The following is a 14,181-nucleotide window of genomic DNA, read 5'->3' on the forward strand; positions in this document are numbered from 1 at the left end:
TGTAGCTGCCCGCAAACCACACTCGTTCATCAATTACCAATGTTTCCGGAGACCGCTATGTACCCTCAAAGTCCCGTCATGGGCCAGATGATGAACCAGCCCCTGATTGTTTCCAGCATCCTCGAATTCGCTGCGCGCCATTACGGCGGCAGTGAAATTGTCTCGCGCCGGGTCGAGGGGGACATCCATCGCTATACCTTCCGCGACTGCCACCAGCGTGCCAAGCGGCTGGCCAATGCGCTGCATGCGCTGGGCGTGCGCATGGGCGAGCGGGTGGGGACGCTGGCGTGGAATGGTTATCGCCATCTGGAAGCGTATTACGCCGTGTCGGGCTCGGGCGCTGTGCTGCATACGATGAACCCGCGCCTGCATCCGGAACAGCTGGCTTATATCTGCAACCATGCGGAAGACCAGTACCTGATGTTCGATTTCTGCTTCCTGCCGCTGGTAGAAGCATTTGCGCCCCATTGCAGCACGATCAAGGGCTATATCCTGATGGGGGGCAAGGATCGTATGCCGGCCCAGACGGTGATTCCGAATCTGCTGTGCTACGAAGACTTGATCAATGCCCATTCGGACGACTACCAGTGGCCCCAGTTTGACGAGAATTCGGCCTGTACGCTGTGCTATACCTCGGGCACGACGGGCAACCCGAAAGGTGTGCTGTATTCGCACCGTTCCACCGTGCTGCACGCCTACGCCTCGGCACTGCCGAATGTGCTGAACGTGTCGTCGCGCGATACGGTGATGCCGGTAGTGCCCATGTTCCATGTGAATGCCTGGGGCTTGCCGTATTCCGTGCCGCTGTCCGGTGCCAAGATGGTGTTCCCTGGCGGCGCGCTCGATGGCAAATCCGTCTACGAGCTGATGGAAAGCGAAGGCGTGACTTTTTCGGCCGGCGTACCGACGGTGTGGCTGGGCCTGATCAACTATGCGACCGAACACGGGCTGAAATTTTCGACTTTTCGCCGTACCGTGATCGGCGGTTCGGCCTGTCCGCCGGCCATGATGAATACCCTGATCGATGAATATGGGGTGGAAGTCATCCATGGCTGGGGCATGACGGAAATGTCGCCACTCGGCACCACGGGCGGGCTACTGAGCAAGCATCTGGCCCTGAGCCGTGCGGAACAGCGCAAAATCCTGCAGAAACAGGGTCATGCAATTTATGGCGTGGATATGAAGATCGTTGATGACGATGGCAAGGAACTGCCATGGGACGGCGTCAGCTATGGCCATCTGATGGTGCGTGGCCCGTGGATCGTGGCACGCTATTTCAAGGACGAGGGCGGCGAGGTGCTGGAAGATGGCTGGTTCCCCACCGGCGACGTGTCCACCATCGATGCCGATGGCTTCATGCAGATTACCGATCGCAGCAAGGATGTGATCAAGTCTGGCGGCGAGTGGATAGGCACCATCGACCTGGAAAACATCGCCATGTCGCACCCGGCCGTCATGCAGGCTGCGTGCATAGGCGTGGCCCATCCGAAATGGGATGAGCGTCCGCTGCTGGTCGTGGTGCTGCGCCCCGGCCAGACGCTGGACCGCGCCGGCCTGCTGGCTCACTTCGAGGGCAAGGTAGCGAAATGGTGGCTGCCCGATGATGTGGTGTTTACTGAGCACCTGCCAGTCGGCGGCACGGGCAAGATCCAGAAGAACCGTCTGCGCGAACAGTACCGCAGCTATCTGCTGGGCGAGACAGCAGCCTGAACTCGACCAGCGGTCCGCAATGCATTATCATTTCAATATTCGAAATTTCACTTTTAATATCGTTATGAAGAATGTATTGCTGGCGGCTGCCCTGAGTTCCGCCCTGTGTTCGGCTCAGGCTGCGACGGTCAGCTTCGTAATGGACCCGCTGAAAACCAATGTCAGCGTGGCCAGTCTGCTGCCGAACAATTTCACCTTTACGGCGGCCACCCTGACCGTGCAGGTGGAGGCTGCCGGCTTCGAGCTTAGCGCCCCGGTACTGGGCGATTATCAGTTGCTCAATGAAACCCATGGCTACACGCCATGTCCTGCAGGCGGCAGCTATCTGTTCTGCGAAGGGGTGGTGCGGAACTTTGTGCGCGAACAGGTGCGCGAATATATACCTACCAGCCAGTCGGCCCGTCTGACGGTAGGCAGTGCCTCGGTGGCCGGTAACAACAATGCTTCGCCCTTGACGCTGATTAACAAAGTGGCTGGCAATTACGCCGAAGATAGCTCCTCGAGCGCCGCGCAGGATGTGGTGTTCGGCTACAACTTCAACCCTGACGGCAGCGTTACTCCCATCTATCAGTATTTGCTGACCACCACCAACTATGCCACGCAGGACTATCTGCTGCAGTATGACCGCCAGCGTCTGACGCTGCAGGTGCAGTTCGATGGCGATACCTTGGCCAGCCTGAACAGTCAGAAAGGCTTCAGCTACGGACTGCAAGGCTCGATGGTGTGGGATCCAGCTTCGGCCCAGCTACAGTACGAAGGCTATGCGGCGCCCGTGCCGGAACCTACTTCTGCCATGCTGTTGCTGGGTGGTCTGGGCCTGCTCGGCATCGCCGCACGCCGCCGCCGTCCGCAAGACTGAGGCGGCGCGTGCCGCACTTTGGTGGCCGGATGCCGTGCTGGTCACCTGACTTCCGTCAGTAAAAATAATAATACGACCGTTCTTTTATGCGGTATAGTGGCATGGACTCCATGCACCCACACTATAAGGAAGAGACATGACTGCTGAATATCAGGTTCACGGCGCAGTAGCCGTCATTACACTGAACAATCCTCCCGTCAACGGCCTGGGGCTGGCGACCCGTACGGCGGCGGTGCAGGGAATACAGCAGGCGCTGGCCGATGCAGCAGTCAAGGCCATCGTCATCACGGGTGGCGGCAAAGCCTTCTCGGGCGGCGCCGACATCAAGGAATTCAATTCGCCCAAGGCGCTGGCCGAACCCAGTCTGCATACCTTGATTGCGACGGTCGAAAACTCGACCAAGCCGGTGGTGGCGGCCATCCATACGGTCTGCATGGGCGGCGGGCTGGAACTGGCGCTGGGCTGCCACTACCGCGTGGCGCTGCCGGGCGCCCAGATTGCGCTGCCAGAGGTGAAGCTGGGCCTGCTGCCGGGTGCCGGTGGTACTCAGCGTCTGCCGCGCGTGCTTGGGCTGGAGATGGCCCTGAACATGATCGTCTCCGGCACGCCGGTCGCTTCGGAAAAGCTGGCTGGCACGGCTCTGTTCGATGCGGTCTACGAGGCCGGTTCCGATCTGCTCGCGCAGGCTATCGCCTTTGCCGAGAACGTGGCCGATGCGCGTCCGTTGCCGAAAGTGCGCGAGCGTAAAGTCGACTATCCGAATCATGAAGCTTTCCTGCAATTCTCGCGCAATACCGTCAAAGCCATGGCGGGGCCTTTCCCTGCGCCGCACGAGTGCGTCGAAACGGTGGCCGCTTCCGTCACCCGTAAATTCGACGATGGTTTGAAATTCGAACGCGAGCGCTTCCTGCATCTGATGCAAACCACGGAATCGAAAGCCCTGCGCCATGCTTTCTTTGCCGAGCGTGTGGCCAGCAAAGTGCCCGACGTGCCGGCCGATACGCCGGTGCGCAGCATCAAGCAGGCGGCCGTGATCGGCGCCGGCACCATGGGCGGCGGCATCGCCATGAACTTCCTGAACGCAGGCATTCCGGTCGTGCTGCTGGAAACCCGGCAGGAGGCGCTGGATAAGGGCATGGCCACCATCCGTAAAAATTACGATAACACGGTGAAAAAGGGCAAGCTGACGGCCGAGAAGCTGGAGCAGCGCATGGCCCTGCTGACGGGCACGCTGGCCTATGCCGATATCGGCCAGGCCGACATCGTGGTGGAAGCCGTGTTCGAGGACATGGGCGTCAAGGAAACCGTGTTCCGTCAGCTTGATAGCGTGATGAAGCCGGGCGCCATTCTGGCCTCCAACACTTCCACACTGGACCTGAACCGTATCGCCAGCTTCACCAGCCGTCCGCAGGATGTGATCGGCCTGCATTTCTTCAGCCCGGCCAACGTGATGAAGCTGCTGGAAATCGTGCGCGGCGCCCAGACCGGCAAGGATGTGCTGGCGACGGCGCTGGCGCTGGCGAAAAAACTCAAGAAGACCGGCGTGGTGTCTGGAGTGTGCGATGGCTTTATCGGCAACCGCATGATAGAGCAGTACAGCCGTCAGGCCGGTTTCCTGCTGGACGAAGGCGCGCTGCCCGAGCAAGTCGATCAGGCCATCGAAAAGTTCGGCTTTGCCATGGGGCCTTTCCGTATGGGCGATCTGGCCGGCAACGATATCGGCTGGGCGATCCGCAAGCGTCGCGCCATCGAAAGTCCCGAGATCACTTATTCGCGCAGCGCCGATCTGCTGTGCGAAATGGGACGCTTTGGCCAGAAGACGGGCGGCGGCTGGTATGACTACAAGCCGGGTGACCGCAAAGCCTATCCGAACGAGCAGGTGAATGCGATGATCGTCCAGCACTCGGCCGATCTCGGCATTACCCGCCGCCAGATCAGCGACAAGGAAATCGTCGAACGTCTGGTGTACTCCATGGTCAATGAAGCGGCCCATATTCTGGAAGAAGGCATCGCGCTGCGGGCTTCCGATATCGATATGGTCTACCTGACCGGTTATGGTTTCCCGCTGTTCCGCGGCGGCCCGATGTTCTATGCCGATACGGTGGGACTGGCGAATGTGCTGGCAGCCATGGCGCAATATGCGCGCGGCTATCAGGGCAGTGCATGGCAGCCGGCGCCGCTGCTGGTCAAACTGGCGGGTGAAGGCAAGGGCTTTAACAGCTAAGCTGGCAATCGTTGAGCTGGGCGGCTGATCTCGGTCGCGCCAGCGCTTTGTCGTATTAATCTTCGAGGCCGCCCTCTGCGGCCTTGTGTTTTGCGCCGGCGCCGCGCGTCTCGCGCAGGAACAGCGTGCCGACCACGGCCGTCAGCAAGGCGATGACAATTGGATACCACAGACCGTAGTAGATATCGCCTTTGTAGGCCACCAGCGCAAATGACACCGTTGGTAGCAGGCCACCGAACCAGCCATTGCCCAGATGGTAGGGCAGCGACATCGCCGTGTAGCGTATGCGGGTAGGGAACATCTCCACCAGCATGGCGGCTATCGGGCCGTACACCATGGTCACGTACAGCACCAGTACAAACAGGATGGTCACCACCATGGGTTTGTGGATCTGGCTTTCATCGGCCCGGCTAGGGTAGCCGGCCGCCTTGATATTCACCGCCAGCGCCTTCTTGAGCTGGCTTTCTGCCAGTTTGCTGGGCAAGTCGAAATCGACCCCGCTGGCCGTCATGCTGGCATTGAAGGATTCCAGTTCCGTCGTGCCGATACGGATGCGCGCGACGCTGCCCGCTGGCGCATCCTCATGGGCGTAGGCCACCGAAGCGTTCGATAACAGGCTGGCGGCGATATCGCAGGAGGAGGGATAGCGTATCGTGTTGCTGGGGCTGAACTGGAAGTGACAGGACGCCGGATCGGCAATCAGCGTGACAGGCGCTTTTTCCAGCGCCGCCTCAAGTGCCGGATTGCCGTAGTGGGTGAGTGCGCCGAACAGGGGGAAATAGCTGGCCGCTGCCAGCACGCAACCACTGAGGATGATCCACTTGCGCCCGTAGCGATCGGACAGCTTGCCGAACACCACGAAGAAGGGCGTGGCCAGTGCCAGCGACATGGCGCTCATCAGGTTGGCCGTAGCGCCATCGATCTTCAGCGTCTGGGTCATGAAGAACAAGGCATAGAACTGGCCTGTGTACCAGACAGCGGCCTGACCCATGGTGAGGCCGAACAGCGCGATGATGGCTAGCCGCAGATTCGACCAGCGCCCGAAAGCCTCTTGTATCGGCGCGCTGGAGCCACGGCCCTCCGCCTTCATGCGCGCGAACATGGGCGATTCGCCCATAGACATGCGTATCCACACCGAAATCCCCAGCAGGATCACGGAAACCAGAAAAGGGACGCGCCAGCCCCAGTGGGCAAATTCGGCTTCGCCCGTAGCCATACGCGTGCCCAGTATCACCAGCAGGGAAAGCAACAGGCCCAGCGTGGCGGTCGTCTGTATCCACGAGGTGAATAGGCCGCGCTTGCCGTCAGGCGCATGTTCGGCCACATAGGTCGCTGCGCCGCCATATTCGCCGCCCAGTGCCAACCCCTGCAGCACGCGCAGGATGACCAGGCTGATGGGCGCAGCAATGCCGATGGCATGATAGGCCGGCAGCAGGCCGACCAAAAAAGTCGAGCCGCCCATGATAAAGATGGTGATCAAAAAAGTGTGCTTGCGGCCCACCAGATCGCCGAGGCGGCCGAACACCAGTGCACCGAACGGGCGCACCAGAAAGCCGGCGGCAAAAGCCAGCAGGGCGAAGATGAAGCTGGTCGTGCTATCGCTGACAAAGAACTGTTTGGCGATAATCGGCGCCAGCGCCCCATACAGATAGAAGTCGTACCATTCGAATACGGTGCCGAGCGACGATCCGATGATGACCTTGCGTTCCTGCGCAGTTAGCGGCGGCGATGGATGCTGTGGGCGTATTGCTGCGCCTCGCACCATGTTGGTCTCCTGAGTCTTTTATTGTTATGGCTGGAAAGATTGCTAGTTCATCAGCCTGCTGCTAGTGTGAGCCGCGTAACTTACGCAGTGCTTGCGGTGAACTTACCGCCCGCTTACACGAGGTTTACGAACGATCGTGCTTATTTGTTCCCAAGTGTGCTATGCTGGGTTTTCTAACCTATAACGGAGACTCCGATGATGGATGCTGTAATCGTTTCGACTGCACGTACCCCACTGGCCAAATCGTGGAAAGGCGCTTTCAATATGACCCATGGCGCCACGCTGGGCGGCCATGCGCTGCAGGCGGCGATCAGCCGGGCCGGACTTGAGGCGGGCGAAGTGGAAGACGTGCTGGTAGGCTGCGCCAATCCGGAGGGCGCCACGGGCGGCAATATCGCACGTCAGATCGCCCTGCGCGCGGGCTGCCCCGTCAGCACGGCCGGCATGACCATCAACCGCTTCTGCTCGTCCGGCCTGCAGACCATTGCCACCGCGGCCCAGCGCATCATGGCCGGCGAAGGCGACATCTATGCAGCGGGCGGGGTGGAGTCGATCTCCTGCGTGCAGCAGGAGATGAACCTGCATATGTACAAGGAAGTGTGGCTTGCGCAACACAAACCGGAACTCTACTGGCCCATGCTGCAGACGGCCGAAACCGTCGCCAAGCGCTACGGCATTAGCCGCCAGCGTCAGGATGAATACGGCGTGCAAAGCCAGCAGCGCGCTGCGGCGGCGCAGGCTGCCGGTCTGCTCGATGCGGAAATTGCCCCCATGACGACGGTGATGGGCGTGGCCGACAAGGCCAGCGGCATGTTGCTGTCGCGCGAAGTGACGATCAGCGCGGACGAAGGCATACGCGCCGATACCACGTATGAAGGCGTGGCCAAGATCCGCACGGCGCTGCCGGGTGGCGTGATCAGCGCCGGCAATGCCAGCCAGTTTTCCGATGGCGCTTCGATGGCCATTGTGATGAGCGCAGCCACAGCCGCAGCCAAAGGGCTGCAGCCGCTGGGCATTTTCCGCGGCTTTGCCGTAGCCGGCTGCGAGCCTGATGAAATGGGCATAGGTCCGGTCTACGCCATTCCCAAGCTGCTGAAGAAAGCCGGTCTGAAGGTCGAGGATATCGGCCTGTGGGAGTTGAATGAAGCGTTCGCCGTGCAGGTACTGTACTGCGCAGACAAACTGGGCATCCCCATGGACCGCCTCAACGTCAACGGCGGCGCCATCGCCGTAGGCCATCCGTACGGTGTGTCCGGCGCCCGCCTGACGGGCCACGCCCTGATCGAAGGCAAGCGGCGCGGCGTGAAATATGTGGTGGTCACCATGTGCATAGGTGGCGGCCAGGGCGCTGCCGGCCTGTTCGAAGTGGTCTGAGCGGGGCCGTCATCCTTGCCGGAGGTGGTGCAAGCGCCGTAAAAGCGGTATGCTGCGCGCCACGTCAACAAGGATGGCGCCCTTGCCGCGCCAGATAGGAACACTATGATCAAGCACATCGTCATGTGGAAGCTAAAGGAGCACGCCGAAGGGGCCGACCGCGCCACCAATGCGGCCAAGATGAAGGCCATGCTGGATGCCTGCGACGGCATAGTGCCCGGCATCCTCAAGCTGGAAGCCGTGGTGGCCCAGCCGGGTCTGGAAGCGACTTACGATGTGCTGCTGTACTCTGAATTTGCTGATCAGGCGGCACTGGACGCCTATCAGCACCATCCCCAACATGTGGCACTGAAGCCGTTCTTCGGCGCCGTGCGCGAAGCGCGCCAGTGCATGGACTATGAGGTCTGAACCATCATGCGTACTACTCAGGAATTGTTTTCTCTAGCCGGTAAAACGGCACTGGTAACGGGCGGCTCCCGTGGTCTGGGTTTGCAAATGGCGCTGGCGCTGGGCGAGCAGGGCGCACGCGTAGTGATTTCGGCACGCAAGCAGGCCGAACTGGACGAGGCCGTGGCCTTGCTCAAGCAACGCGGCATCGATGCCAGCAGCGTAGCGGCCGATCTGTCGAGCGAAGCGGATGCGGAAGCGCTGGTTTCCGCAGCGCTGGCACAACTGGGCCACATCGATATTCTGATCAATAATGCGGGCGCCAGCTGGGGCGCACCGGCCGAAGATCATCCTGTAGCGGCATGGGACAAGGTGATGAACCTGAATATACGCGGCATCTTCCTCGTCTCGCAGCTGGTGGGCAAGCGCTCGATGATACCGCGCCAGTACGGCCGCATCATCAACATTGCTTCGATTGCAGGTCTGGCCGGCAATCCGCCCGGCACCATGCAGACTATCGCTTACAACACGTCGAAAGGCGCGGTGGTGAATTTTACGCGCACGCTGGCCGGCGAATGGGGCCGTTTCGGCATCACCGTCAATGCGCTGGCGCCCGGTTTCTTCCCGTCCAAGATGACCCATGGCTTGCTGGCCCAGATGGGCGCCGATCAACTGGCCAAAGATGCGCCGCTGGGCCGCCTGGGCGACGATGAAGACTTGAAAGGGGCGGCCGTGCTGTTCGCTTCGGATGCCGGCAAGCATATTACCGGCCAGATACTTGCAGTCGATGGCGGGGTGTCGGCAGTATGACGCTGGAGATTCCTGCAAGCTACCAGCGCATCGTACTGGCCGCCCGTCCGCGCGGGCCGGTAGCCGAACAAAACTTCCGCCTCGAAAGCGTCGCCGTACCCGTCCTGGCCGATGGCGAAGTTCTGGTGCGCAACCACTATCTGTCGCTCGATCCGTATATGCGCGGCCGCATGAGTGCAGCCAAGAGCTATGCGGCATCGCAGGCGCTCGATCACACCATGATAGGCAATACTGTCGGTCAGGTGGTGGCTAGCCGTCATGCTGGTTTTGCCGTGGGTGATTATGCCGGTGGCCTGCTGGGCTGGGCCGAGATGGGCGTGGCCGACGGCAGCGCGCTGCGCAAGCTCGATATCAGCCGGATTCCGCTGTCCGTGTATCTGGGCGCGGCCGGCATGCCGGGTATGGCTGCCTGGTATGGTCTGAACCAGATCATTACGCCCAAGGCAGGCGAAACCATCGTGGTGTCTGCCGCCAGTGGCGCGGTGGGCAGTGTGGTTGGTCAGCTGGCCAAGTTGCAAGGCTGCCGTGTAGTCGGCATCGCTGGCGGACCAGAAAAATGCGCCCATGTGCGCGATGTGCTGGGCTTTGATGCCTGCGTGGACTACAAGGTGGGCCAGCTTGAAGCCGATCTGGCGGCGGCCACGCCGGATGGTGTCGATGGCATATTCGAAAATGTGGGCGGCGCCACGCTGGATGCCGCGCTGGCGCGCAGCAATGCGTTTGGCCGTATCGCTCTGTGCGGACTCATAGGCGGCTTCAACGGACAGGAGATGCCGATCAAGAATTCGCGCATCTTGCTGATCAACCGTCTGAGCCTGCGCGGCTTCATCGTCACCGAGCATATGGACCTGTGGCCGCAGGGGCTGGAACAGCTCGCTGCACTGGTGGCAGAGGGCAAGCTGAAATATCATGAGACCGTTGCGGCAGGGCTGGCAGCCGCGCCGCAAGCATTTATGGGACTGCTGCAAGGGCAGAATCTGGGCAAACAACTGGTGAAACTGATCTGATGACGCTATCCAATTGCAGTGTGACAGTGGGTGACTGGCCTAGCCTGAAGGAACAGGCGCAAGCCATCCGTATGGAAGTCTTCGTGCAGGAACAGCAGGTTCCGGCCGAACTTGAAATGGACCAGATGGATGCGGTGTGCATCCATGCCATCGCCTACGATGGCGCAGGTGTCGCGGTCGGCACGGGCCGTTTGCTGCCGGATGGGCACATCGGCCGCATGGCAGTGCGCAAGAGCGCGCGTGGCACAGGCGTGGGTGGACAGCTGCTGCAGGCGCTGATGGCGCGTGCCCATGCGCGGGGTGACCGCGTGCTGGCGCTGAGCGCCCAGACCCACGCCGCTCCGTTCTACCAGCGCCACGGCTTCGTGATCGAAGGCGACGAATTCTATGAAGCGGGCATTGCCCACATCAATATGGTGTACCGCTACTGAATGCGCGCTCCTGCGCCAGCTTCCGGGTCAGTTCTGGCCCCGCATTTTTTGAAGGGCAATAACTGATGGCTGACTTCCTCACTACCTTGAATCGCAATCCGCTGACGGCTCCGCTGGCCAAGGCGCTGGGCTTGCCCAACCCTGTGCCGCTGGCCCGTTCGGCCACCGGCTATGAGGCGGCGCCATTTGTCGGCAAGGCAGTTCTGCTGCAGGCAGCGCCGAATAGCTATGCGCAAGCTGCGCTGCTGCAAGCCTTACGTAATGGCGGCGCTGAGGTGGTGGCGCCAGGGTATAGTGAAAAACTCGATGTCGTGGTGTTCGATGCCAGCGGCTGCAGCACGCCGGCAGATGCGCACGCACTTTATGAGACTTTCCACGGGCTGGCACGCAAGCTGGCCGTAAACGGGCGTGTGCTGATCATTGCGCCCTTGTGCGATGACAGCGCCGACCCCGTGGTCGTGGCGACGGCGCGCGGCGTCGAAGGCTTTGCGCGTTCGCTGGGCAAGGAGCTCGGGCGCAAAGGCGTGACGGTGAATCTGGCCTATGTCGCGCCCGATGCGGTTGAACGGCTAGAGGGCGTGGTACGGTTTTTCTGCGGTACCCAGACCACCTATGTATCGGGTCAGGCCGTGCGCGTGACGGCGACTGCTGCCATGGCGCCGGCAGCGCCTGCACCGGCTTACAGTTCTGCACTGGCCGGCAAGGTCGCGCTGGTGACGGGTAGTGCACGAGGTATAGGCCTGGCCGTGGCCGAGCGGCTGTTGCAGGAAGGTGCACAGGTCGTCTGCCTTGATGTGCCAGCCGTCGAACAGGAGCTGCAACAGACCTGCGCCCGTATCGGTGCGTTGCCGCTAGCGCTAGATATTGCTGCGTCTGACGCGCCAGCGCGGTTGTCGGCCTATTTCCGCGAGCGTTTCGGCGGGCTCGATATCCTGATCCACAACGCCGGCATCACGCGTGACCGCACCATCGCCAATATGACGCCAGTGCAGTGGGATCAGGTGCTGGCGGTGAATTTCGCCGCGATTACGGAAATCGATAAGCTACTGCTGCAGGATGGCACGGTGCGCGATGGCGGGCGCGTGGTCTGCCTGTCGTCCATCAGCGGTATCGCCGGTAATTTCGGCCAGACCAACTATGCCTACACCAAGGCGGCCCTGATTGGATATGTGGCGGCGCAGGCTGGGCGGCTCGGCGCACGCGGTATCTGCATCAATGCCGTGGCGCCCGGCTTCATCGAAACGGCCATGACGGCCAAGATGCCGTTCTTCATGCGCGAAATGGGGCGGCGTCTGAATTCCGTCCAGCAGGGCGGCCAGCCGCGCGATGCAGCCGAGCTAATTACCTTCCTCGCCACGCCCGGCGCCTCTGGCCTCACGGGCAACACCATCCGCGTCTGCGGTCAGGGCCTGATCGGCGCCTGAAGCCGCAGGGCAGGGGCGCTGGCCTGCGCTATACTAGTGCACCTGCATCTCGTGCAGACAGGCGGGCGCGTTGGCGTACAGCTTGACCACGGTAGAAGTACGCGTGCCATAGGCCGGACTTTCGATGCGTACGGCGGACAACATGCGCTCGACATCGAGCGATACGCCAGTTTCCGGCAAGCGCATGTCCGGTGCCTGGGTGGTATCGGACAGCATTTCGAAATAGGCTTCGTCGGGTGCACCCAGGCACAGCAGACTGGCGAACTGGGCTTTGGTCTTCACCACTTTCGGCCATGGCGCGTCCAATAGCGCGTTCGACAAACCGTACACGCCCGGTTCCAGTGGCTTGCCGTTGCGCGCATCGCCATCGCCGCGATTGGAATACCAGATCAGGGTCTGGCCATCGCTGAGCACCAGATTGAAGCCATTGTAGGCCTGCGCCTGCGGACGGATCTGCGCCACATATTCTTCCGGCGTCATGTTCCCCGCCAGAAAATCGGCCACCAGTCCACCGCGCGAAGGCGCATCGTCGCGCTGTTCGGCCGGCGCGCGGATATTCGTAATGGCAGCAAAGCGCGAGGCTGGTCCGCCATCTTCAGCGCGCGTGATGCCCATCCAGCTACCACCGGCCTGCAGGTCGCGGCCTGCATAGATGCGCGGATGTTCGGGCCAGTAACCGGCTGGTGCCGTGGCGCGCTGGTAATACTCGTCGCGGTTGGCAGCGGCGATCAGGGGAACGGCTGGCACCACCTGCCAGGCAAAAACGATCAGGCACATGGCGCAATATCCACAAATACTTCGGTATGGCGGGCCCCGTCGATATGCGCGGCCAGACCGGCCGCTGCGACGGCCTGCGCCAGTTCCGTTTCGAAGGCCGGCGCGCAGCCGCCATACACTTCCATCCAGGTCTGCAAGCCGTCCTTGCTGTCGGGGCGGCGTTTCAGCGCGCACTGCACGCCGTGGCAGGCATCCAGTGCGGCCTGCATGGCCTGTACCTGCGGCAGCAATGCAGCCGCCTGCGCCTCGGCGACGCGGTAATAGATGTACAGGTCCATATCAGACGTCGATTGCGTCCAGCAGGTAGGGCATGCTGTGGAATTCCAGCGCCGTGCCATCGGCCGAACCAAGCCGCACGGAGGCCGCCTCGATGGCGGCCAGCTTCATCTCCACCAGTGCGTCGATACCGCCACGGCCATTCGGCGCCGTATTGACGATCATGCCGCAAGGCTGTTCGGGATCGGCGGTGGCGAACACTTCGGCACCGGCCACGGCAGCCTGATCCGGTATGGTGACGAGTGTGGTGCGGCGCTTGAGCTTGCCCAGATACTGGCTGCGTGCGACGATTTCCTGACCGGGGTAGCAACCTTTCTTGAAGTTCACGCCGCCCAGCAGTTCGAAATTGATCATCTGCGGTACGAACTGTTCCTGCGTAGCCTTGCTAATTTGCGGCACGCCGGCGTGGATGGAACTGAGCTGCCAGCTGGCGGCATCGCCCACGGTCAGGCGTTCGGCCAGTTCCGGCAGCACCGTCCGCGCGACTTCCTGATTCATCAGCCACTGGTAGCGCGGCGCGCCGAAAGCGTCGGCCAGACGGATCAGCGTGCCCAGCGGATGCTGCAGCAGGCCATACGGGCGGGCCGGCAGCGGCTCGAACCAGGTCTGCAGCACGGCTTCGGCCAGCACGCCACCCAGACCGATGACAACCTGATGGGCCGGCTGTTCGGTTGCATCGCTGAGTTTGGTCTTGGCGCGCAGCACGAACATGCTCAGGCGCTTCTGTACGGCGGCCTGGATATCACGCGGCAGTTGCAGCAGCAGGGTGTTATCGTTGCGCCACATGAGGAAGGAGGCCAGTAGTCGGCCTTTGGGCGAGCAATAGCCGGCCAGACGGGCTTCGCCGGCAGCCAGATGCTCGACATCGTTGGTCAGTTGACCATGCAGGAAATGGGCGGACTCTTCGCCATCGAGGGCGATCAGGCCCTGATCGGCGATGGGCGCGACAAAGCCGACGGCCAACTGGGTAGTATTCAGAGACTGCGCCTTGGGCGCCAATAATTCATTCCAGAGAGACATAATTTTTTCGATTTATCGATTAAGGCATTATCATTACGGGCTCATTATAGTGATGTCGAGCAGATCGCGTCGGATGCGGCGCAAAACATGACACTGGCGTTGCTAGCCAAGAACTGG

At 61.4% G+C, this 14,181-nt stretch carries 13 protein-coding genes; 9 read left to right on the forward strand and 4 right to left on the reverse strand.

Going from position 1 to position 14,181, the window contains the following annotated elements:
* Nucleotides 1–57 precede the first annotated feature (57 nt).
* From GM655_RS17440 to GM655_RS17450, 3 genes are all read left to right on the forward strand, one after another.
* Nucleotides 58–1,710, forward strand: coding sequence for a 3-(methylthio)propionyl-CoA ligase (locus GM655_RS17440; RefSeq protein WP_155435963.1), 1,653 nt, complete (start codon nucleotides 58–60; stop codon nucleotides 1,708–1,710).
* 64 nt (nucleotides 1,711–1,774) lie between these two features.
* The gene (locus GM655_RS17445; RefSeq protein ID WP_229632620.1) at nucleotides 1,775–2,569 is read left to right on the forward strand and encodes a PEP-CTERM sorting domain-containing protein; all 795 of its coding nucleotides are present in this window, start codon (nucleotides 1,775–1,777) and stop codon (nucleotides 2,567–2,569) included.
* A gap of 136 nt (nucleotides 2,570–2,705) precedes the next feature.
* Nucleotides 2,706–4,793 carry a 3-hydroxyacyl-CoA dehydrogenase NAD-binding domain-containing protein gene (locus tag GM655_RS17450; RefSeq protein WP_155435964.1) on the forward strand — a complete coding sequence of 696 codons (2,088 nt, stop codon included), beginning with the start codon at nucleotides 2,706–2,708 and terminating at the stop codon, nucleotides 4,791–4,793.
* 55 nt (nucleotides 4,794–4,848) lie between these two features.
* Here GM655_RS17450 and GM655_RS17455 read toward each other — a convergent pair whose 3' ends face one another.
* Nucleotides 4,849–6,558: an MFS transporter gene (locus GM655_RS17455; RefSeq protein WP_155435965.1), complete on the reverse strand. Its 1,710-nt coding sequence runs from the start codon at nucleotides 6,556–6,558 to the stop codon at nucleotides 4,849–4,851.
* 195 nt (nucleotides 6,559–6,753) lie between these two features.
* Between GM655_RS17455 and GM655_RS17460 the strand changes: the two genes are divergently transcribed.
* From GM655_RS17460 to GM655_RS17485, 6 genes are all read left to right on the forward strand, one after another.
* Nucleotides 6,754–7,932 carry an acetyl-CoA C-acyltransferase gene (locus GM655_RS17460; protein ID WP_155435966.1) on the forward strand — a complete coding sequence of 393 codons (1,179 nt, stop codon included), beginning with the start codon at nucleotides 6,754–6,756 and terminating at the stop codon, nucleotides 7,930–7,932.
* 105 nt (nucleotides 7,933–8,037) lie between these two features.
* Entirely contained in the window at nucleotides 8,038–8,340 is a 303-nt protein-coding gene (locus GM655_RS17465) for a Dabb family protein (RefSeq protein ID WP_155435967.1), read from the forward strand.
* 6 nt (nucleotides 8,341–8,346) lie between these two features.
* Nucleotides 8,347–9,129 (forward strand): SDR family oxidoreductase, encoded by a 783-nt coding sequence (locus GM655_RS17470; RefSeq protein ID WP_155435968.1) that lies wholly within the window; start codon nucleotides 8,347–8,349, stop codon nucleotides 9,127–9,129.
* 8 nt (nucleotides 9,130–9,137) lie between these two features.
* Nucleotides 9,138–10,136 (forward strand): NADP-dependent oxidoreductase, encoded by a 999-nt coding sequence (locus GM655_RS17475; RefSeq protein WP_371866887.1) that lies wholly within the window; start codon nucleotides 9,138–9,140, stop codon nucleotides 10,134–10,136.
* The gene (locus GM655_RS17480) at nucleotides 10,136–10,567 is read left to right on the forward strand and encodes a GNAT family N-acetyltransferase (protein WP_155435970.1); all 432 of its coding nucleotides are present in this window, start codon (nucleotides 10,136–10,138) and stop codon (nucleotides 10,565–10,567) included. Before GM655_RS17475 ends, GM655_RS17480 begins: the two co-directional genes overlap by 1 nt.
* 65 nt (nucleotides 10,568–10,632) lie before the next feature.
* Entirely contained in the window at nucleotides 10,633–11,991 is a 1,359-nt protein-coding gene (locus GM655_RS17485; RefSeq protein ID WP_155435971.1) for a 3-oxoacyl-ACP reductase, read from the forward strand.
* A gap of 33 nt (nucleotides 11,992–12,024) precedes the next feature.
* On the opposite strand, the gene GM655_RS17490 is transcribed toward GM655_RS17485, so the two are convergent.
* From GM655_RS17490 to ygfZ, 3 genes are read right to left on the reverse strand one after another with little or no spacing between them, the layout of a single operon-like run.
* Complete coding sequence (locus GM655_RS17490; RefSeq protein WP_155435972.1) at nucleotides 12,025–12,768, reverse strand: NRDE family protein; 744 nt, start codon at nucleotides 12,766–12,768, stop codon at nucleotides 12,025–12,027.
* The gene (locus tag GM655_RS17495) at nucleotides 12,759–13,046 is read right to left on the reverse strand and encodes a DUF4936 family protein (protein WP_155435973.1); all 288 of its coding nucleotides are present in this window, start codon (nucleotides 13,044–13,046) and stop codon (nucleotides 12,759–12,761) included. The genes GM655_RS17490 and GM655_RS17495 overlap by 10 nt, the downstream gene beginning before the upstream one ends.
* Before the next feature lies 1 nt (nucleotide 13,047).
* On the reverse strand, nucleotides 13,048–14,064 hold the full coding sequence (gene ygfZ, locus GM655_RS17500; RefSeq protein ID WP_155435974.1) for a CAF17-like 4Fe-4S cluster assembly/insertion protein YgfZ: 1,017 nt from the start codon (nucleotides 14,062–14,064) through the stop codon (nucleotides 13,048–13,050).
* Between the last annotated feature and the right edge of the window lie 117 nt (nucleotides 14,065–14,181).

The sequence above is a fragment of the Pseudoduganella danionis genome (genome assembly GCF_009720775.1).
Taxonomy (GTDB): domain Bacteria; phylum Pseudomonadota; class Gammaproteobacteria; order Burkholderiales; family Burkholderiaceae_D; genus Rugamonas; species Rugamonas danionis.